At 66.4% G+C, this 20,825-nt stretch carries 15 protein-coding genes; 3 read left to right on the top strand and 12 right to left on the bottom strand.

Going from position 1 to position 20,825, the window contains the following annotated elements:
• Positions 1–131: 131 nt before the first annotated feature.
• Positions 132–518: a cytochrome c3 family protein gene (locus tag BLS55_RS02015; protein WP_092152693.1), complete on the top strand. Its 387-nt coding sequence runs from the start codon at positions 132–134 to the stop codon at positions 516–518.
• Positions 519–1,564: 1,046 nt separating this feature from the next.
• Here the strand turns inward: BLS55_RS02015 and clpB are convergent.
• From clpB to BLS55_RS02075, 12 genes are all read right to left on the bottom strand, one after another.
• Positions 1,565–4,165: an ATP-dependent chaperone ClpB gene (gene clpB / locus BLS55_RS02020; RefSeq protein ID WP_092152694.1), complete on the bottom strand. Its 2,601-nt coding sequence runs from the start codon at positions 4,163–4,165 to the stop codon at positions 1,565–1,567.
• Positions 4,166–4,248: 83 nt separating this feature from the next.
• Complete coding sequence (locus tag BLS55_RS02025) at positions 4,249–4,563, bottom strand: chaperone modulator CbpM (protein WP_092152769.1); 315 nt, start codon at positions 4,561–4,563, stop codon at positions 4,249–4,251.
• Between the two features lie 22 nt (positions 4,564–4,585).
• Entirely contained in the window at positions 4,586–5,536 is a 951-nt protein-coding gene (locus BLS55_RS02030; protein ID WP_092152695.1) for a DnaJ C-terminal domain-containing protein, read from the bottom strand.
• 261 nt (positions 5,537–5,797) lie between these two features.
• A complete protein-coding gene (dsrP, locus tag BLS55_RS02035; protein ID WP_092152696.1) occupies positions 5,798–6,970 on the bottom strand; it encodes a sulfate reduction electron transfer complex DsrMKJOP subunit DsrP in 1,173 nt (390 codons plus the stop codon).
• A 12-nt stretch (positions 6,971–6,982) separates the two neighbouring features.
• The gene (gene dsrO / locus BLS55_RS02040; RefSeq protein WP_092152697.1) at positions 6,983–7,774 is read right to left on the bottom strand and encodes a sulfate reduction electron transfer complex DsrMKJOP subunit DsrO; all 792 of its coding nucleotides are present in this window, start codon (positions 7,772–7,774) and stop codon (positions 6,983–6,985) included.
• The gene (dsrJ, locus tag BLS55_RS02045; protein ID WP_092152698.1) at positions 7,774–8,154 is read right to left on the bottom strand and encodes a sulfate reduction electron transfer complex DsrMKJOP subunit DsrJ; all 381 of its coding nucleotides are present in this window, start codon (positions 8,152–8,154) and stop codon (positions 7,774–7,776) included. Before dsrJ ends, dsrO begins: the two co-directional genes overlap by 1 nt.
• A complete protein-coding gene (gene dsrK / locus BLS55_RS02050) occupies positions 8,155–9,801 on the bottom strand; it encodes a sulfate reduction electron transfer complex DsrMKJOP subunit DsrK (protein WP_092152699.1) in 1,647 nt (548 codons plus the stop codon).
• A 12-nt stretch (positions 9,802–9,813) separates the two neighbouring features.
• Positions 9,814–10,833 carry a sulfate reduction electron transfer complex DsrMKJOP subunit DsrM gene (gene dsrM, locus BLS55_RS02055; RefSeq protein WP_092152700.1) on the bottom strand — a complete coding sequence of 340 codons (1,020 nt, stop codon included), beginning with the start codon at positions 10,831–10,833 and terminating at the stop codon, positions 9,814–9,816.
• A gap of 291 nt (positions 10,834–11,124) precedes the next feature.
• The gene (locus tag BLS55_RS02060; RefSeq protein ID WP_092152701.1) at positions 11,125–11,661 is read right to left on the bottom strand and encodes an RsbRD N-terminal domain-containing protein; all 537 of its coding nucleotides are present in this window, start codon (positions 11,659–11,661) and stop codon (positions 11,125–11,127) included.
• A gap of 318 nt (positions 11,662–11,979) precedes the next feature.
• Complete coding sequence (locus tag BLS55_RS02065; protein ID WP_092152702.1) at positions 11,980–12,975, bottom strand: hypothetical protein; 996 nt, start codon at positions 12,973–12,975, stop codon at positions 11,980–11,982.
• Positions 12,976–13,138: 163 nt separating this feature from the next.
• Positions 13,139–13,972, bottom strand: a complete 834-nt coding sequence (thiM, locus tag BLS55_RS02070) for a hydroxyethylthiazole kinase (protein WP_092152703.1) — start codon at positions 13,970–13,972, stop codon at positions 13,139–13,141.
• An 84-nt stretch (positions 13,973–14,056) separates the two neighbouring features.
• Positions 14,057–14,404, bottom strand: a complete 348-nt coding sequence (locus BLS55_RS02075) for a DsrE family protein (protein ID WP_092152704.1) — start codon at positions 14,402–14,404, stop codon at positions 14,057–14,059.
• A 270-nt stretch (positions 14,405–14,674) separates the two neighbouring features.
• Between BLS55_RS02075 and BLS55_RS02080 the strand changes: the two genes are divergently transcribed.
• Both BLS55_RS02080 and BLS55_RS02085 read left to right on the top strand, forming a co-directional pair.
• Positions 14,675–16,645: an autotransporter assembly complex protein TamA gene (locus BLS55_RS02080; protein WP_257243099.1), complete on the top strand. Its 1,971-nt coding sequence runs from the start codon at positions 14,675–14,677 to the stop codon at positions 16,643–16,645.
• Positions 16,645–20,778, top strand: coding sequence for a translocation/assembly module TamB domain-containing protein (locus BLS55_RS02085; protein WP_180365362.1), 4,134 nt, complete (start codon positions 16,645–16,647; stop codon positions 20,776–20,778). The genes BLS55_RS02080 and BLS55_RS02085 overlap by 1 nt, the downstream gene beginning before the upstream one ends.
• The last annotated feature ends 47 nt before the right edge of the window (positions 20,779–20,825 follow it).

Genomic DNA, 20,825 nt, shown 5'->3' on the forward strand with positions numbered 1-20,825 from the left:
GCCGGTTGGGGCCCAAAGGCGCCGCGCGGGCCAGAGGCAATCCCCTAGATGCGGTCCACATTGACAGCGGGACAGGAGGACCGTATGGTCAGGACAATTCCCATGTTCCGCATTTTACAAGGAGGTCCGCCGTGAAAAAAACGTTGGTTCTGGCCTGTAGCTTCGTGCTGGCGCTGGCTCTGCCCGCACTGGCCGCCCCCACCGCTCCGGACAAGCCGCTGGAGTTCAAGGGCGCGCAGAAAACCGTCATGTTTCCCCACGCGCCCCACGCCAAGGTGGAGTGCGTCACCTGTCACCACCTGGTAAACGGCAAAGAGAGCTTCGCCAAGTGCGGCTCCGCCGGCTGCCATGACGACCTGAAGGCCAAAAAGGGCGAAAAGAGCCTGTACGCCGTGGTTCACACCCGGACGGAACTCAAGCACATGACCTGCCTGGGTTGCCATTCCAAGGTCGTGGCCGAGAAGCCAGAGCTGAAGAAGGATTTGACTGGCTGCGCTAAGTCCAAGTGTCATCCATAACCCCGCGGCGCGGGCGGCTTTTGCCCCCTGGCTGCGTCAAAAGGCTATGCCGGACCGGGCCTGTACCAAAGAGTACTATTCCCGTCCCGACATAGCCTTTTTCCTTGCCAGGGAACAAAATCCGCGCCGCGCCTTAAGTGGAAGGGCTTTTGCCCCCTGGCTGCGTCAAAAGGCTATGCCGGACCGGGCCTGTACCAAAGAGTACTATTCCCGTCCCGACATAGCCTTTTTCCTTGCCAGGGAACAAAATCCGCGCCGCGCCTTAAGTGGAAGGGCTTTTGCCCCCTGGCTGCGTCAAAAGGCTATGCCGGACCGGGCCTGTACCAAAGAGTACTATTCCCGTCCCGACATAGCCTTTTTCCTTGCCAGGGAACAAAATCCGCGCCCCGCCCCATGCGGCCTGTGCCCTGCGGCCTGTGCCCTGCGGCCTGTGGCCCGTAGGCGTACCCTGACCAGAGGCTTGTTTGCCCTGCCGGGCATGGCGGTGTGTGTTTTCTTTATTTCGTTTGGGTCGCCTCCGGCGAGGGCAGGGGGTCAAGGGCGGGGCCGCGCCCCCCCTTAGACCCCCTACAACCCCCATAACCCCCCGCTTTGCAGATCGCCTTACCCTGATGGCCCGGCTGGTGGGACGCGCCCGCTGCGCGGATGCGTCCCAAGGCCGGGCGCAACTGCCGCCGGCCCTACAGCCCGAATCTGTCCCCGTGTCCCGCGTCCCACAGCCCCGGTGGCGCGCAGGGTAACAGCGCGCTGGCCGCAGCCTGTACCCTGCCCGACAGTTGGGCGGCAGCGGGGCTATGTGCGGCGCGGCTGGGGTGCGCCGCTACGCGACCGCACCCCTTTATGCCGCGCTCAACTCCCAGGGGGGGGGGAAGGCAGTCGTGTCTCTGGGGGTGCCGTGTACGGGTGTCCAGGGTACGTCCTGTGCGTTCCCTGAGAAGGAAAAGTTTTTTGAAGGGGATGGGGGGGCGTGGGGGGGCAGGGGAAACTTTTGTTCACAAAAGTTTCCCCTGCCCCCCCACAAAACCTCTTTTCCCCCCCATTGCCAGCTATTTGCCGTTGAAGACCAGGGTGTCGTTCTGCACGTCCACGGTGACGTGCTGGCCGTCGCGGATTTTGCCGCTGACCAGTTCGCGGGCCAGGGGCGTTTCCACGGCCTGCTGGACGTAGCGCTTGAGGGGGCGCGCGCCGTAGACGGGGTCGTAGCCCGCGTCGGCCATGAAGGTGCGGGCGGCGTCCGTGAGCTCCAGCTTGATCTTGCGGTCTTCCAGGCGGCTGCGCAGACGCTGCATCTGCAGGTCCACGATGCGGGCGATCTGGTCGCGGCGCAGGGGGAGGAAGACCACGGTTTCGTCCACACGGTTAAGGAATTCCGGCCGGAAGTGGGCCCGCAGCTCTTCCATAACCTGTTCGCGCGCGCCTTCCTTCAGGGCGCCGTCCGGGGAGATGCCGTCCAGCAGGTGCGTGGAGCCGATGTTGGAGGTCATGATAATGATGCAGTTGCGGAAGTCCACGGTGCGGCCCTGGCTGTCTGTGAGGCGGCCGTCGTCCAGCAGTTGCAGCAGGGTATTGAAGACGTCCGGGTGGGCCTTTTCGATTTCGTCAAAGAGCACCACGGAGTAAGGCTTGCGGCGCACGGCCTCAGTAAGCTGGCCGCCTTCGTCATAGCCCACGTATCCTGGGGGCGCGCCGATGAGGCGGGACACGGAGAATTTTTCCATGTATTCGCTCATGTCCAGGCGCACCATATTGTCTTCGGTATCGAAGAGGGCTTCGGCCAGGGCTTTGGAAAGCTCGGTTTTGCCCACGCCCGTGGGGCCGAGGAAGATGAAGGAGCCCGTGGGCCGGTCCGGATCGGAGAGCCCGGCGCGGGCGCGCAGCACGGCGTCGGCCACGGCGGTCACGGCCTCGTCCTGGCCCACCACGCGTTCGTGGAGCTGGTCGGCCAGCTTAAGGAGCTTTTCGCGTTCGGATTCCATGAGGCGGGTGACCGGGATGCCCGTCCACTTGGCCACGATTTCGGCCACGTCATCGGGGCCCACTTCTTCGCGCAGCAGGCGCTGGCCCTCCGGGTTGCCGGCTTTGGAGGCCTCGGCCAGCTTCTTTTGCAGCTCAAGGAGCTTGGAGTATTTGAGCTCCGCGGCCTTATTGAGGTCATAGGCGCGCTCGGCCTGCTCAATGGCCAGCTTGGTCTGCTCAATTTCGCCCTTGATTTCGCGCACGGTGTTGATGGAGCCTTTTTCGCTCTCCCACTGTTTGCGCATGGCGGCCTGCTGGGTGCGCAGGTCGGCCAGTTCGTTTTCCAGGCGTTGCAGGCGATCCTGGGAGGCGGCGTCGGTTTCGCGGCGCAGGGCCTCGCGCTCGATTTCGAGCTGCATGACCTTGCGGTTCACCTCGTCCAGCTCAGCGGGCAGGGAGTCGATTTCCGTGCGGATAAGGGCCGCGGCCTCGTCGATGAGGTCAATGGCCTTATCCGGCAGCTGGCGGTCGGTGATGTAGCGGTGGGAGAGCACCACGGCCTCTACGATGGCCGAGTCGCTGATGCGCACGCCGTGGTGGACTTCAAAGCGTTCCTTAAGGCCGCGGAGGATGGAGATGGCGTCCTCCACCGTGGGTTCGTCCACCATAACGGGCTGGAAGCGGCGCTCCAGGGCCGGGTCTTTTTCGATGTACTTGCGGTACTCGTCCACGGTGGTGGCGCCGATGCAGTGCAGCTCGCCGCGGGCCAGCATGGGCTTGAGCAGGTTGCCCGCGTCCATGGCCCCTTCGGTTTTGCCTGCGCCCACGATGGTGTGCAGCTCGTCGATGAAGAGGATGATCCGGCCTTCGCTTTTTTCCACCTCATTGAGCACGGCTTTGAGGCGCTCTTCAAACTCGCCGCGGTATTTGGCCCCGGCGATGAGCGCGCCCATATCCAGAGCGTAGAGCTTGTGGCCCTTGAGGCCTTCGGGCACGTCGCCCTTGACGATGCGGAAGGCCAGGCCCTCCACAATGGCGGTTTTGCCCACGCCGGCCTCGCCAATGAGCACGGGGTTGTTTTTGGTGCGGCGGGAGAGGATGCGCACCACCCGGCGGATTTCAGCGTCGCGGCCGATGACGGGGTCCATCTTGCCCTGACGCGCGGCCTCCACCAGGTCGCGGGCGTATTTGGAGAGGGCCTCGAAGGTTTCCTCTGGGTTGGCGCTGGTCACGCGCGCGCCGCCGCGCAGCTCTTCCATGGCGGCCACAAAGGCGGCGCGGGTGAGCTTGTATTCCTTAAAGACTTCGCCCAGGGGCGAGGAGGGGGCGACATCTGTGAGCGCGGCGAAGAGGTGGTCCACGCTGACGTATTCATCCTTCATGCGTTTGGCTTCATTCTGGGCGTCGCCCAGAATCTTGGCCAGGCGCTGGGTAATCATGATCTTGGTGGGGTCCATGCCGCCGCCGGAAACCGAGGGCCGCTTGCGCAGCGCGCCTTCCAGGCCCACGGCCAGGGCTTTGGGCTGCACGCCCATCTGCTCCAGGATGCGGGGCACGATGCCGTTTTCCTGCCGCACCAGGGCCAGGGCCAGGTGTTCGGCGTCGGTTTCCTGGTGGCCCATGCCGGCGGCGATGGTCTGGGCCTCGCCTACGGCCTCGCGGGCTTTGTCAGTAAACTTGTTGATGTCCATAGGGGTTCCTCCACACGCTGTCCCCATCATAGGGGGCCAGATGGTCTTCGGCTTTTTGTGCAGGGGCCGGAGCCGTCTCCCTGTTACTCTTCAAACTTCTGCAGGCTGCGCACGCTGCGCTCCAGGGTGTCAATGCGCTCCAGCAGGTCCACGATGATGGTCCCGCCCAGCACGGGCAGCTCAAAATCGCAGCAGATGCGTTCCAGCTTGCGCACGCGGTAGATGTCCGCATCGCGGAAAAAGCGTTGCCGGGCGGCGCTGGTGCGGGTTTCTATCCAGCCCAGGCTCAGCAGTTCTTCCAGCCGTTCCGGCGCAATGCCGGTGGCTTCCACAAATTCTTCCCAGGCCAGGACCGCGGAAGGGACGGGCCAGGACGGTTTTTTCGGCGTCATGCTCATGATGTTGCCCTCCACCCGGCCGTCAGGCCCGCGCCTTGAAGGTCGATGTATCCGCCAGCTTCTGCCAGAGCTCGCGTTCCGTCGCACTCAGCGTGGCGGGCGCTTTGATCATGACTCTGGCCAGCAGGTCGCCGCGCTGCCCGGCGCCGCCCAGGCCCTTGCCCCGCAGGCGGAATTTGCGCCCGGAGCTGGACCCGGCGGGAATCTGCATCTCCACCGCGCCTTCCAGGGTGGGCACCTCTACCCGCGCGCCCAGGGCCGCTTCCCACGGGGCCAGGGCCACATCGCACTGCAGGGTTGTGCCGTCCACTTTGAAGATGCTGTGGGGCAGATAGCGCACCCGCAAAAAGAGATCGCCGGGCGTGCCGCCGCCGGGGGCGGGATCGCCCTGGCCCGCCAGGCGCAGCTTGGCGCCTTCGCGGATGCCGGAGGGCACGTTGACCTCCAGTGTCTTGGGGCCCTGGGCCATCTGCAGGGTGACGGCGCGCCGGCCGCCGCGCATGACTTCTTCCAGGCTCAGGGGCAGCTCGGCCTCCACGTCGCGGCCCCGGCGCTGGCGCGCAGAAAAGCCGCCGAAGGGGTCCGGGCCGAAGCCGCCCGCCTGACGCCCGTTGAACTGGCCGCGCGCGCCGCCGCCGAAAAGGGTCTCAAAAAAGTCCGAGAAGCCGGAGCCGTCAAAGTTTTTGCCGTTGAAGGTAAAATGCACGTTTTCAAAGCCCGGCTCGCCCTGAAACTGCTGGCCGTGCTGCCAGTCCGGCCCCAGCTGGTCGTAGAGCCTGCGTTTCTCCGGGTCTTTGAGCACCTCGTAGGCTTCGTTGATTTCCTTAAATTTTTCCTCGGCCTGCTTGTCGCCGGGGTTGAGGTCCGGGTGGTATTTGCGGGCCAGCTTTTTGTAGGCCCGGGAAATATCCTCGGCCTTGGCGCCCCGCTCCACACCCAGAAGTTTGTAATAATCCTTGTACGATACTGCCATGCTTGCGCTCCCCCGTACGGGTCTGACAACGCCGCCCCGGTGTGGAGACCCGGACGGCGCGTCTGGGAAAAAAGTAAGGCCGCGCGTGGCGGCGTCAAGGGGAAGAGGCGGCAAGAGGAGGCTGCGGCGGCAGCGTGGAGCGGGAAAAGGCGTGTCGGCGCAACGCGCGGCAGGGAAGAAACCTTTGGTGCAGGAATGGTTGTGGGGGGATGGGAACTTGTTCCCATCCCCCCACAATAGAACCTTCGGCCTTGGCGGGCGTTAGTCGCCGCAGAAGTGGCCGGTTTCGCGCTTGACGCCCAGGGCCACCTTCCAGAGCAGGGAGAGGACCAGCGCGCCCACGGCGTACACGCCCAGGGCCACGGCAATTTCTTTGGCCGTGGGCATGTAGGGGGTGATGGATTCAAACATATTGGGGGTGAAGCCGCCGATAAGCAGGCCCAGGCCCTTGTCGATCCAGGAGGCCAGCACCAGCATGATGAGGGCGATGGGCATGAGGACGGGGTGGGTGCGCCACTGCGGCGGGATGAGGATGACCAGGCAGCCGATGGCCATGATGACGGCGGCCCACATCCAGTAGCTCACCCAGGGCAGGTGCCCGTTGTGGCCGTAGAAGAGGTAGCGGATGGGCTCGGCGTGGCCGGGAATGCCGCTGTAGAAGGAGGTGAAAAGCTCCAGCAGGTAGAAGAACACGTTAACGCACATGGCGTAAACGATGATGGTGGTCAGGGTTTTGGTGGCCTCTTTGCCGGGGTTGAAGCCCGTAAGTTTGCGCAGCACCAGCAGGAGCAGCAGCAGGATGGCGGGGCCGGAGCAGAAGGCCGAGGAAAGGAAGCGCGCGGCCATGATGGCCGTGAGCCAGTAGTGGCGGCCGGGAATGCCCGCATAGAGAAAGGCCGTGACCGTGTGGATGGAGAAAGCCCAGAGAATGGAAAGATAGATGAGGGGCTTGATCCACTTGGGCGGCTCCACCTCATGGCGTTCCGCCTCCAGGGTCACCCAGCCGATGGTGATGTTCAGGAGCAGATAGCCGATGAGCACCATCATGTCGTAAAACATGACGGAATTGGGCGTGGGGTGGATCATGACGTTGAGCATGCGCTGGGGCTGGCCCAGGTCCACCACGATAAAGAGGGCGCACATGCACACGGCGGCCACCGCCATGAACTCGCCGAAGATGATCATGATCTTGAATTTTTTGTAGTGGTGGAAATAGGCGGGCAGCACCAGCATGACGGCCGAGGCCGCCACGCCCACAAAGTAGGTGAACTGCGAGATGTAGAGGCCCCAGGAGACGTCGCGGCTCATGCCGGTGACGGAGAGGCCGTTCTGGAGCTGATCAAGGTACACAAGGCCGCAGCCTGCAATAACGCAGAGCAGGAAGAGCAGCCACACGTAGTAGGTCTTAGGACCGTCAAGCAGTTTTTCAAGCATGGCCTGTTCTCCCTAGATGAGGTAGTAGACGCCGGGCTGCGTGCCCAGGTTGGGCTTGCGGCGGATACTGTAGTTGTTGGCCAGGGCCTGACGCACCGACGAGTTGGGGTCTTCCAGGTCGCCGAACAGGATTTTGCCCTTGGCGGCTTCCACGCAGGCGGGCATCTGGCCCACGGCCAGGCGCTCGGCGCAGAAGGTGCACTTTTCCACCACGCCGATGGTGCGGGTGGGGAAGGTGGGGTTGGGCACGGGGTCGGGCAGGAATTTGCGCGGGTCTTTGAAGTTGAAGGAGCGCGCGCCGAAAGGACAGCCCGCCATGCAGAAGCGGCAGCCGATGCAGCGGTGGTAGTCCATGGCCACGATGCCGTCTTCCATCTGGTAGGTGGCCTGGGTGGGGCAAACCCGCACGCAGGGCGGGTTGCTGCAGTGGTTGCACAGAAGGGGATAACTGGCCGTGGCCCGCTTGGTGTCCAGGTGGGCGTTCATTTCATCCGGGAAGGTGTGCTCGAAAGAATCGAGCCAGAACCATTTGATGTTCTGGTTATCCGGGATGTGGGGCACGTTGTGGACCTTGTGGCAGGCTTCTATGAGGGGCTCGTAATCCCCAGGGCCGGCAAACTGCCGCGTGTCAATAACCATGGCCCAGCGTTTGGCGTGCAGGGCTTTGTCCGCGCGTTCGTAGCGTCCGGGGGCCACCTGGGCCAGGGCGTCGCCGGCCAGAGCGTTCAGAGCCGCCGCCCCGCTGCTCAGGGCAAAGGCAGAAAGCCCCGCCACTTTCAGAAAGCTTCTTCTGCTCTTGTTCATTACTTGCTCCCCTGAGGAATGATGTGGCAGGTCCAGCAGTAAGGATCCACGCTGTTGGCCACGTGGCACTTTTCGCAGAATTCCTTGTAGTTGCTATGGCATTTCAAACAGGTGTTCTGCAAGCTGATGGTCCACTTTTTGCCGTTGCTGGCCACATAGACGCGGTTTTCTTTGCGCAGGGCCTCGTCGCGCCATTCGTTGAGCAGGCGCATGTGCTGGTCGCGCATGAAGGCGGTGCTTTCAATGCACTCCTTTTCATTCTTGGGCAGCACGATGCCGGTGCTGGAATACTTGGAGCCCAGCATGCTGACCCAGAACGGGGAGGTGAACAGGACCACAAAAATGATGATCCCCACAATGACAGCTTTGGCGTTGTACATTTATTGGCCCTCCCCCTGCGTCTCAGGCGCGTCGTCCTCATCCTCCGCCACATTGGGCAGGTCTTCCTGGCGCAGATCCATGGTGCGCTTGTGTTCGCCTTTCATGACCAGGGCGTTGGCCACCAGCTCATGCAGGCCGCTTACGGAAACGCCGGGCGCCCAGTAGTTGGCCAGGGGGGGCAGGGTGGCGCGGTCAATGGCGCACACGCAGGCCATGTGGTTGACGCCGTACTTCTGCTGCACATAGCGCAGGGCATTGCCGCGGGGCATGCCGGAGCGCATGCGCAGCTCCATGATTTCTTCGGTATTCAGGCCCGAACCCGCGCCGCAGCAGAACGTTTGCTCGCGGATGGTGTTTTCGGGCATTTCCACAAAGTGGTTGCACACGGCCTTGAGCACATAGCGGGGCTCTTCCAGCAGGCCCATGGCCCTGGCCGGGTTGCAGGAATCGTGGAAGGTGGTGATGAGGTGGTCGTTGCGGCTGGGGTCCAGCTTGAGCTTGTTGTGGTGGATGAGGTCCGCCGTGAATTCGGCGATGTGGACCATCTTGGTGGAAGCCGCGTTTTTGAACACCGTGCCGGTAATGGGGGAGACGGGCACCTCCATATTGGCGGGGGCGGGGCCGTTGTAGGTATCCATATACTGGTTGATCACGCGCCACATGTGGCCGCACTCGCCGCCCAGAATCCACTTGACGCCCAGGCGCTCGGCCTCGGCGTACATCTTGGCGTTGAGCTTCTTGGCCATGTTGAAGGTGGTGAAGGAGCCGAAGTTGCCGCCTTCCGAGGCGTAGGTGGAGAGGGTGTAGTCCAGGTCCAGCTCATGGAAGAGCATGAGATAGCCCATGAAGGTGTAGATGCCGGGATCCGCAAAAACGTCGCCTGAGGGCGTGATGAAGAGGATTTCGTGGCCCTTTTCGTTGAAGGGGGTTTTGGGCCGGATGCCGCAGACGGTTTCGCAGTCGTCGGCGAGCATTTCCACGATTTCCACAAAGGAGTGGGGCTGGATGCCCAGGTGGTTGCCGGTGAAGCTGCAGTTTTTCACCGGGTCCATGATCCAGTGGATGCCCAGGCCCACCTCGTGCAGCAGCTCGCGCACAATGGCCGTGATTTCGGCCGTATCAATGCCGTAGGGGCAGAAGAGGGAGCAGCGGCGGCATTCCGTGCACTGGTAGGCGTAGTAGAAGAGCTCCTTCACCACGCTTTTGTCCCAGCCGCGCGCGCCCACCTTTTTGCCCAGCAGCTTGCCGAGCATGGTGTAGTCGCGCCGGTAGAGGGAGCGCAAAAGCTCCGCGCGCAGCACGGGCATGTTTTTGGGGTCATTGGTGCCGAGGAAGAAGTGGCACTTGTCCGCACAGGCTCCGCAGCGCACGCAGATATCCATAAAGAGCTTGAGCGAGCGGTGCTTTTCCAGGCGTTCGGCAAAAGCGTCGCACAAGATCTGCTCCCAGTCCTCGGGCAGGTTCCAATCCTCGGCGGAAGGATCCCAGTCGTGGGGGTGCGGCATGTGCAGCAGTTCCATGGTTTCTTTCTTGGCCGGATAGCAGTAGCTGCCCGGCGTAAATTCGGGCTTGACGTCAAGCCATTGGGCGTCCGGAAAAGCCGGACGGCTGGCGACAAGCATTTGCGGCGTAGGTAATTTGGCCATGGTGAAGACTCCTTACTCGGCGGCCTTGTCGGGTTGCTTTTCCAGCGGCAGCCCGGCCTCGGCCATGGCGTCGCGATAGGTATCCTCGTACTCGGCGTAGGTGAAGAACTGCTTGGGCGGATTCCAGGGGTTGATGTGCCGCACCCGGCGCGAATTGTTGGCCAGGTTGCGCGTGGGGCTGAAAAATACGCCCGGCATGTGCGCCAGCTTGGAGAAGGGGAAGTAGATCAGCAGCACGCAGACCAGAGTAAGGTGGGTAAAGAACAGGGCGTTGATGCCCGCGGTGCTCACGGGCGTGAAGTGCGTGAGGCCCATGATGAAGATCTTGACCTGGGCGATCTCGGTCTTATCAAAATAACGCAGGCAGATGCCCGTGCCCACGATGCCCATGAGCAGCCAGAGGGGGAAATAATCGTTGAAGAGCGAAAGGTAGCGCAGGCGCTCATTGAACACGCGGCGCGCCAGCAGAAAGAGCAGGGCTGCGAGCACCAGGCCGCCGGTCATGAAAAAGCGCGGCGAACCCACCTGCATGATGCCGTCGATGCTCTCCAGAAAGCGGATACAGGAGGGCACGGGATCCATAAAAAAGCGGAAGTGCCGGATGAAAATGAGCAGGAAACAGTAGTGGAACAGCAGGGCAAAGGCCCACAGCCACTTGGAGGAATAATAGATGGTGCGCGGCCCGTTGTTGGCGGGGTCAAACTCGCGCACTTCGGCCTGCGTGTTGCGGAACAGAGACCGAAAGAGAAAAACTTCAAGAAACATGCGCTTGACCACGCCCCAGGTGTTGCTGGGGCAATCGATCTTGTTCTGTTTGATGAAGTCCAGCGACTGCTCCTGCCCGCCTGTGGTGGGGATGCAGAAGGGCACGGGCGATTTGGCCCAGTAGACCATGCGCCAGACCATGCCGCCGATGAACACGACCACCGCCACATAGGGCAGCGCCACGCCGAACAGGCCCGCCAGCCCGATGGCCGACCCCGCCCAGGCGACGGCTCCTATGAGCAGCACCAGCAGTAATGAATTAAACATTCCCTACCTCACTTCCACTAGAGCATTTGTGCCCCGGAAAGAATCTTCCGGAGCTTGGTAAGCGGCGGGCATTGAAAGGCCTCTCAGTGCCCGTGGGTGCCGCGTCTGCCCTGTCGCGCCCCAGGCGCGGCAGGTCTTCCCCAGGCGCGGACCGCCTTCAAACGCCGCCTGTGCAACCGCCGCACAAACGGCAACGCGGCCTTGGGCCGCAGCCGCGCGTGCGGGCCTCTGCCGCCGCGCCTTTGCTGCGCGCGGCACTGCAGTGCTGGGTTGCGCCATGCGCAAGGGGGGTCAGCGCGGGTTCGCCGGGCCGTCCGGCGAGCCGCCCTCCAGCTTTTGCGCCCAGCGCGCCAGTTGGGCGTACTGGTTGCGTATTTCCGTAATGCGCGATTGGGCGAGAATTTCCCGATCCTCCATATACATGTCAAAAGCCAGGAGGGTCAGGCTGTCCACGCGCGATTCGGTTTCCAGATAATCCGCCAGCAGGCCCTCCGCCAGCAGGGCGGGCAGAACCTGCTCCCGCAGGATGGGCTTCATCATGCTGAAAACGCCCAGGCCCTGGCTGGGCGTGAACTTTTGCACGGCCCGCAACTTGATGAAGCGGTCCAGGGCCTTCTTGGTCTGCTCCACGGAGACGTGCTCGCCGGTAACGGCGTCGTACAGGGCCGCGGCGGCTTCCTTGGTCATGTGGGCCACGGGGTTGCCAAAGGGATCGTGCTTGGTGCGCAAAAAACCTGTTGTTTCAAACGGGTATGTGTTAAATACCGCATCCGTCCAAAGGCCCGCCACCACGTCCTTGTGCTGACGAAAAACGTCGATTGCTTTCATGCCGCCCCTCAGAGCCTTGCGTCTAAGGCTCTCTCATATAAATGGGAATCGCAAAGTGCGTCAAGCCCCTTGCCGCGTTTGGCACAAGCGCGGGGCACCCTGAAACGCCGCGCGGGGCCCCGCTTCCGGCCTGCCGAGCCTGCCGCCGACGGCCGGTCCCGGCTTTTCCGGCGGCCTGCGGCATTGCAACGTTGCAACGCCGCAGGCCGCGTGAGAGGCGCGCGCCGTGCAGGCGCAAGGCCATGCATGTGCGCCGGCAAGCGCCAGAACGCGCGCGCGGTAAACTTTGAGAGCGCCTCTTCTCAAAGCTAATCTGCACTAAGGGCAGGGCGTCGGCCCGGAGCACTGCCCCGCTATCTGCGGGCTGGGGGTCAGCTCGGCGGGCAGGGTCGGCTCCGCTGCCGACGCTGGGCGGTTGCCGGCCTGCGGCTGTGCGAACGGGGGGCGGGGCGCGGCCTGCCCTGTGGGGCGGTTCTGCCGCGTCAGCATGCTGGGCAGGCCGTGGTATTCAAAGAAGGGCACGGCCTGACCGCCGGAAAGAAAAATGTGCGCCTTGTTGCGCAGCAGGCGAAAGCGCAGCCAGAGGTGGTCGGGCCGCCAGGCGGCCAGCCCGACGGGCTGCTGCGCCTGCTGCGCGCCCTCCAGGGCCTGAGCCATGCTTTGCCCTTGCTGCAGCAGCTCTTCCATGCGGGCGGCTTTGTACACATCGGCCTCGTTTTCCGCCACCGGGTAGAAGGCCACGTCCACATGCCCGGAAAGGATGCGGATGCCCTCGCGGCAGCTGGGGCAGGAAGGCGAAAAGAACATGCGCACCGTGGCTTCCTCACCGTTCTCGGTGATGGGCCAGACCTGGGCCAGGGTGCGGGCCACCGCCCCTACGTTGACCACAAAAAGGGCCAGCCAGAGCAGCAGCAGTGCGGAGCGCCCCGGCCGCGGGCTCCGGCTGCGCGCCGCGGCCGCCTGACGGAAGCCCAGGTAGAGCAGGGCAAAAAATACGGCGACCGCCAGGCAGCTCACGCAAGGGGCGGTAAGGGCCATGAGGGCGAGCAGAAAGATGTCGCCCAGCAGAAAGATCCCCGCCAGCGTCCGGCCGGCCGCGGCCAGGCCCAGCAGGGCCAGGCCCGCCAGGACGGCGAAGGCTCCCGTCCCCAGCCACCAGAGGGGAATGCCGGCGACGGTGCTGTCCTGGTACAGGGAGCAGCCGGCCGTGACGCAGATGCTGACTTCGTTGCCCAGTGCGCTCCAGACGCAGAAGGCCGTGGCCAGCAGGGCAAGACACAAAGGACCGGTAAGAATTTCGTGAGGGCGGTTCATGACCTACCTGTGGCTGGAAATTGGGACTGCGGGCGCGCCCGGATGTAAAATGTTCGTCTACCTATAGGCTGTTTTCGGCCTTGCGTAAAGGCGGGCGCGCGGGCGTGCCGGGTGCGGCCTTGGGGGCCTTGCCCGGCGCTATTTCCCGCGCGGGCAGGCGTTGTTAAAAAACTGATTCCACTTGGACGCGCGCGGCCAGGGCCGGGCCGTCCAGGCGGCCCAGGGCGTCCAGAAGCAGGGTGCGGAAGCTGCCCAGCCCGCCTCCGGCGGGGATAAGCTGCTCCGCGGCCATTTCGCCGGCCACGCCCATGGCGGCCATGGCGCAGAGGCAGGCCTCGGCGGCTTTGTCCGGCGCGGCGCCCAGGCAGCAGCCCGTGGCGGCGGCAGCCATGCAGCCCGCGCCGGTAATGCCCGCCATGTGGGCATCGCCGTTGCGCACGGCCCAGGCCGCGTCATGAAAGGCCACCAGGTCTATGGGCCCGCTCACCACCACCGCCGCGCCCGTGCGGGCGCTCAGGCCTGCGGCCATGCGGGCGCTGGCTTCCAGGTTGGCTTCGGTGACCAGGGTTTCGCCCCCGGCGTCCACGCCCCGGGCGGCCACGGCGCTGCCGGCCAGAAAGCGGATTTCCGCGCTGTTGCCCTTGATGGCCGCAAAGCGCACTTCGCCCAGCAGGCGGGCCAGGGTGTCGTTGCGCAGGTCCGAAGCGCCCGCGCCCACGGGGTCCAGCACCACGGGCCTGCCCAGGGCGTTGGCCCGCTTGCCCGCGGCCAGCATGGCCGGGATCGTGTGCTGGTTGAGCGTGCCGATGTTGATGACCAGGGCCGCGCTCAGCCCCGCAATCTGTTCCACTTCGTCCGCGTCGTCAGCCATAATGGCCGATCCGCCCAGGGCCAGAATGACGTTGGCGCAGTCGTTGACTGTCACATAATTGGTGATGCTGTGCACCACGGGCACCTGCCGGCGCACGTCGTCCAGAATTTCCGCGAAACCGTTCATCTGTTCTCCTCCTGCCCTGTCCGGGATCCGTGGATACGGTAGCGCCGGGACGCGGGTTTGCCAAGAGCGCGGGGCGCGCGTCGGTCAGGGTTTGATGTAGGCAAAGCCCTGACGCTGCAGGCGCACAATTTCCACCAGGCCGGCGGGCACCACCTGGCAGCCGGGCCAGAGATCTTCGGGGGAGAGCTTGTTGTCGGCCAGGGCATTGGCGCAAAGCCGGATGTGCAGCCCCTTGGCCTGGAGCGGCGCGGCTTGGGCCGCGCCCTCGGCATTGGCCGTCACAAACTGACGGACCGCCGGGCCGTTGGCCACCAGCACGAGCTGGAAGGCCTGATCCGGCAGGGCCTTCATGTAGTTGGCGGCGTTTTTGAGCGTCAGACGCAGCATGGCCGGGTCGTCGGCGTCCATATGCAGGCAGAGATCGCAGTTCATGACGTATCCTCCAGAGTCTTTGCGGCGCGGCTGTCCGCAGTTCTTGCTGCGGCGCTGCAGGTGCGGCATGCGGCCGCCGTTCGTCCGGTGGTACCAGAGCGGCGCTGCCTTGCCAAGAGTGGGTCCAGGTGTTGCGAATCTTTCTTGCTTGCGGCTCCGGAGGCGCGTATAGTAGCCCACATGAGTCTGTGCCGCAGCGATTATAGCCCCCACGCCTTTCCGCCGTCCCGTCACGGCGGCGGCGCGCGGCCGCGAGCGCGGGGGGCGTGGGTGCTGCTCTGGGCGCTGCTCTGGCCGGTCCTGAGCGGCTGCGGCCTGCTGACGGCCAAGGATCCCGCGCCCGGCGCGGAGGACGCCCCGGCGGGACGCGAAGCCGGGGCGGCCCCCAAGGACGCCGTGGCCTGGGAAGGCGAGCCTATTCCTTACAAGGTCAAAATCGTCGTGCAGGGCGCCGCGGACAAAGCGGCCGACGGCCTGGTCGGCAAAATGCGCGGCCTGAGCCAGCTGGAGCAGATGGCCAAGGAGCCGCCGGGCAGCCTGCTGGCCCTGGAGCGCCGCGCCCGCCTGGACGTGAACACGGCGGAGCAGCTGCTGCAATCCCAATGTTATTACGAAGGCGCTGCGGCCTTTGCCATGGATCAGGACGCCAGGCCCGTGACGGTGACCCTGACCCTGCAGCCCGGCCCGCGCTATGCGCTGGGCGCGGCGGATGTGGTTTACGAGCCGGAGCCCGTGCTGCCGGAGGCCTTCCGCAACCGGGTGCGCGCAACGGGCTTCTGGGGCCTGGAGACGGAGCCCGTGCCCCCGCCCAAGTTTCCCCGCGTACTGCCCGGCGTGCGGGTGGGCGAGCCGGTGACGGCCGAGGACATGCTGGCGGCGGTGGAGGCCCTGCCCCAAAGGCTGCGCAAGCGCGGGTATCCGCTGGCGGCGGCGGACGCCCGCTACACGCTGGATAAGGAAAAGCACGAGCTGCTGGCCCGCATTGTGATCCGCACCGGGCCGCCCGCACTTATGGGCGGGGTGACGGTGCGCGGCAATGAGGAGGTCAACGCGGCCTATGTGCAGCGCCTGGCCCCCTGGCTGCCGGGCGAAGACCCCTGGAACGCGGACAAGGTGGAGGACTACGCCAACCAGCTGCGCGCCCTGGGCATCTTCCGCACAGTGGAGGCCCGCCCCCAGACCTCGGCCCTCAAGCCGGACGCGGCCGCGGCGGGCAACGGCCCGGCCGTGCTGCCCGTGGAAGTGGAGGTGGCCGAAGCGCCCTTCCGTTCCGTGGGCGGCAGCGCCCGTTACGACACGGATACGGGCCCGGGCGTGGAGGGCTTCTGGCAGCACCGCAACCTGTTCGGCAACGGCGAGAAACTCACTGTTACCGCGCCCATAGCCACTGAAACCCAGGGCCTCAAGGCGGCTTTTGAAAAACCGGCTTTTTTTGACCGGGAGCAGCGCCTGCTGGGCTCCGCCTCGGCCCTGCGCGAGGACACCACGGCCTACGAAAAAATCGCCGGCAGCGCCGGGGCGGACGTGGAGCGCCGCCTTTCCCGGCACTGGTGGGGCAGCCTGGGCCTGGGCGGGGAGAGCGGCTCCATCAAGGACAACGAGCGCGACGCCCAGAGCTATGGATTTTTCGGCCCGCGCGCGGGCCTGCGGCGCGATTCGCGCAACAATATCCTCAACCCCACGCGCGGTTCGGAGCTTTTTGTCCGCTTTACGCCCTATACGGGCTTTTATGAGGAATCCTTCAACGCTCTGGGCGGCGTGGTGGGGGGCAGCGCCTATTATGCGCCTTTCCGCACCAAGACGGGGCGGCCCGACGACGCCCTGGTGCTGGCGGGCCGGGTGGAGGCCGGGGGGCTTATGGGCGCGGATCTGCGCACCATTCCCGCCAGTCTGCGCTATTTTGCGGGCGGAGCGGGCTCCGTGCGCGGCTACGCCTATCAGTCTCTGGGCCCGCGCGACCGGGAGGGCGACCCCCTGGGCGGCCGTTCCTACCAGGTGGTCAATCTGGAGGCCCGGTTCAAGGTGACGGAAAACGTGGGTCTGGTGCCTTTTCTGGACGGCGGCATGGTCTATAGGGACGAGCTGCCGCGTATTCTCGGCGACATGAACTGGGGCACGGGCCTGGGCCTGCGCTACTACACGCCCATCGGGCCGCTGCGCCTGGACGTGGGCGTGCCCTTGCAGCCCATTTCCGGCGATCCGCCCGTGCAGATCTACATAAGCATAGGACAAACCTTCTGATGGCGGCTTCCCTTCCCACCATGCCGCAGCCGACGGAGAGCGGCCCCGACGCCGCGCGCGGTCTTCAGCCGTCGTCGCCTTCCGGCCCTTCTGGCCCTTCCGGTCCGCGGCGGCCCAGCGCCCTGCGGCGGGCGTGGCGCATGCTCTGGCGCGTGCTGGCGGGCCTTGCGCTGCTGTTGCTCCTGTCCTGCGGCGGCCTGCTGCTGGCCTTGCGCAGCCCTGCGGTGCAGGACACGCTGGTGGAAAAGCTCAACGCCGCCCTGGACAGGCCCTTGCCCGCCGCGCCTGCCGCGTCGGAGGAAGCCGCCGCGCCTGAGAACGCCCCTGAGGCGGGCGCGTCCGCTCCTGCCGTGCAGGAAGGGCTGCGCATCCGGATTACGCATCTTTCCGGGCCGCTGCCCTTTGGGGCGCGGCTGGGGCTGGAGCTTTCCGACGGCCGGGGCCTCTGGCTGCGGCTGCCGGAAATCCGTTTTGCCTGGGATTGGCGGGCCCTGCCGGGCGTGCTGCGTATTGCGGAGCTGCGCGTCGCGGACGCGGCGCTGCTGCGCCTGCCGCAGCTGCCGCCCGGCCCGCCGCCGGAACCCGCGCCTCCCCTTACCAGGGAGGGCCTGCGGCAGCTGCTGGAGCAGACGGCCCGCACCCTGACGGACCTGCCCGGCTGGCTGCCGGAAGTGCGCCTGGAAGGCGTGGCCCTGGAAAACGCACAATTGCCCGCAAGCCTGCTGGGGGCCACAGCGGCCCCGGACGCCGGATCGGGAAAGGGGGCGGCCCCTGCCCCGGCCGCTCCTGCCGCCGCTGCGCCCGCGCCGCAGGCGCAGGGAACCCCGGCCCCGGCAGACGGCCCCGTTGCGGCCGCACCGTCCGTTCCGGCCATGCTGCGCGCCGATCTGCATCTGGAAGCCGCGGCGCAGGCCACGGGCGCGCGGCTGCGGTCCGCGGCCAGGCTTGCTCCGGCCTCAGGCCCGGCTTTTACGGCGGGCGGCGCGGCCTGCGCCGCGGCGGACGTGGAACTGACCGCGGCCCTGACCCCGGTGCGGCAGGATAAGAACGTTACCCTGACGGTGAAGACAGACCTTACGGCAACGCTCACCCCGGCCGCCGAGGAAGAAAACGCGGGGGCGGTGGGTTTGCTGCGCGCGCCCCTGCGTCTGGAGCTGCGCGTGCAGGGCCCCCTGGATGCGCCCCACATGCTGTTGACCCTGGATGGCGCAGATGTGCGCCCAGGCGGCCGCAGCCTTACGGATGCGGCCCTGCGCCTGGAGGCCGCGCCCCTGCGCTGGACGGCCCTGCTGACCCCGGCGGCAGAGGAGGCCGCGCCGTCGGTTGCCGCTTCCGTTGCCCTTGCCCCGGCAGCAACTCCGGCCGCGCCGGCTTCTGATCCGCCCGGCAGCCCGGAACGCGCTCCGGCCGTTGTCGATCCCGCGCCGGAAGGCCCGGCCGCCGCTTCCGCGGAGGCTTCCGCCGCGCCCGTTCCGGCAGACCGGGAAGATGCCGCGCCTGAGCTGGCCCTGAGCCTGGACCTCGGCGGCGCGCTGGATGCGCACCCTCTGCAGGCGCACGCCGTGCTTTTTGCCGCGCGCACGCAGGCGGGGCTGCGGGCCGGGCTGCGCGATTTTTCCGCCCAGGCGGCTGGGGCGGCGGTCACGGGCGCGCTGGCGGCCCAGTTGCCGGAGGGCTCTCCGCAGCCCCTTCTGGACGGTGGGCTGGCCGTGCGCGTGGCCGACTGGCAGGCCCTTGCCGCTCTGCTGCCCGGCGCGCGGCTGTCCGGAGACGTCGGGCTCTCTTTGCAATTGCGCTCCCGGGCCGCAACGACCCCGGCGGCAGCCGCGCACCCCACAGCGGAGCAGGCTGCGTCGGGGGCGGGGGCGTCCGTTGCGAGACCGGCGGCGGCAGCCGCTCCTGACGCAGCCTCTGCAACTGCGGCCGCATCCGCCGCGCCGTCTTTGCCCGCTGCGGCGGCCCAGGACGCGACGCTGACCTGGAGCGTGCCGCAGCTTTCCTACAGCGCCGCGGGCGCGGCTCCGTTGCAGGTGCGCGGGCTCACGGGCGCGGTGCGGCTCACGGATCTTTGGGGAGCGGGCCGGACGGCGGCCGAGCTGGACCTGGCGGAGCTGCGCCAGGCGGAACTGCGCCTGGGCGCGCGGCTGCGGGCCACGGGTTCGTTGCGCGGGCCGCTGCATGTGGACCTGCAGACCACTGGCACTGTGGCCGCGCATGTGGCGGCGCTCTGGCAGCCGGGCAGCGTGGCCGTGGAGCGCCTGGAGGCCCGGCTGGAAAAGAAAAATCTGGGAGTTGCGGTGGGGCCTGGCCTGCGCGTGCGCTACGGCGAGGCCGGGTTCGGCCTGGAAGGCCTGGACCTGCGGCTCAGCCCTTCGGGGCGACTGCGGGGGCGGGCGGCCAAGGACGCCGCGGGCATTGCGGCGCAGCTTACTTTGGAAGATCTGGACCTGCGGCCCTGGCGCAGCCTGGCGGAGGGGCTGCCCGAGGGCATGGTATCGGCGCGGGTGGATTTTCGCGGCAAGGCCGCCGACCCTGGCGGGGATCTGCGCCTGGAGGTGCGGGATCTGCGCCTGCCCAACAGCCCGCTCAAGCCCCTGCGGCTGACCCTGACGGGCAGGATAGAGCGGGCGGGCGGGGACGCTTTGGCCCTGAAGCTGCTGCCGGATCCGGAAACCGTGCGCGCCCTGGGCGGCAGCGAGTGCCGCGTGGAGGCGCGCCTGCCCCTGCACTTCGGTCCGGACGGCGTGCCCGCGCCGGACATGCAGGGGCCCTTGCGGGGCGCGGTGCGCTGGAAGGGGGCCGTGGGGCCGATCTGGAGCCTGGTTCCCGTGGCGGACCAGCGTCTGGGCGGGCAGCTGGATCTGCATCTGGATGTGGGCGGCAGCCTGGCCGCCCCGGCCCTCAAAGGCTATGTGCGGATGGATGGGGGCCGTTACGAAAACGTGCAGCTGGGCGCGCAGCTGCAGGACATCAGCCTGCAGGCGGATCTGGAGCAGCAGGGCGTGAAGCCGGGCAAGGCCCGCCTGCGCCTGGCCGCCGCCGACGGGCTGGGCGGCACGTTGCGGGTTGCGGGGCAGGCCGGTCTGGACGGCGCGGGGCTCGACATCGTGACGACGCTGGACCGGCTGCGGCCCTTGCGGCGGCGCGACGTGCGCATTGATCTTTCCGGCCGGGTGGCGGTCACGGGCACGGCCGCGGCTCCGGAAGTGCGCGGCGAGGTGCGCGTGAATCAGGGCGAGGTCTGGCTCAACAAGCTGGCGGTCACGGGCAGCGTGACCACCCTGCCCATCAGTGCGGCGTCCGCGCCGGTCCCGGCTTCGGCGGCGCAGGCCCCGGCGGCGGCCGCGGACGGCAAAGCGGCGCGGGCCGCGGCCGGCGGCGCTGGCCTGCTGGACCTGCGCCTGGTTATGCCCGGCCGGTTCTCCGTGGAGGGCTACGGCCTGAAAAGCCTCTGGCGGGCGGACATGCATGTGGGCGGCACGCCTGCCGCGCCGGTCATGGACGGCCAGGTGGAGGCCGCCAAGGGCAGCCTGGACTTCATGGGCAAGAATTTCAACCTGGAGCGCGGCCGGGTGAGCTTTGCGGGCGGTTCGCCCGGCAATCCCATGCTGGATCTGCTCCTGAGCAACGAGACGCCGGAGCTCACGGCCTATATCGCCCTTACGGGCACCGTGCGCAAACTGCAGCTGGCCTTGCGCAGCGAGCCGGAGGTGCCGCGGGACGAGATCCTGGCCCAGATTCTGTTCGGCAAAAGCACCAGCGAGCTGGGCCGGCTGGAGAACCTGCGCCTGGCCGCGGCCGTGGCCCAACTGGCCGGTTTTGGCGGCGGCGGGGGCGGCAGCCTGGCGGATTTCGGCCGCAAGACCCTGGGCGTGGACGTGCTGCGCCTGAATACGGACAGCGGGTCAAGCTCCGGCGCTTCCAGCGAAAACAGCGAGGATATGACCGCCGGCGCTTCTGTGGAAATGGGCAAATATCTGACTGAGGAACTTTATGTGGGCGTGCAGCAGGGCATGAAGGAAGGCAGCACGGCCTTTATCATTCAGTGGGAGCTGACCTCCCGCGCTAACCTGGAGCTGCGCACGGAGCAGGACGGCACCTGGGGGGGCTTCCGCTGGAAGTACAACTACTAACGGGCTGCAGGCGCGCCGCCAGCTTTTGCGCGGGCCTTTTCGCCCAG

The organism is Desulfovibrio legallii, from assembly GCF_900102485.1.
Taxonomy (GTDB): Bacteria; Desulfobacterota; Desulfovibrionia; order Desulfovibrionales; family Desulfovibrionaceae; genus Desulfovibrio; species Desulfovibrio legallii_A.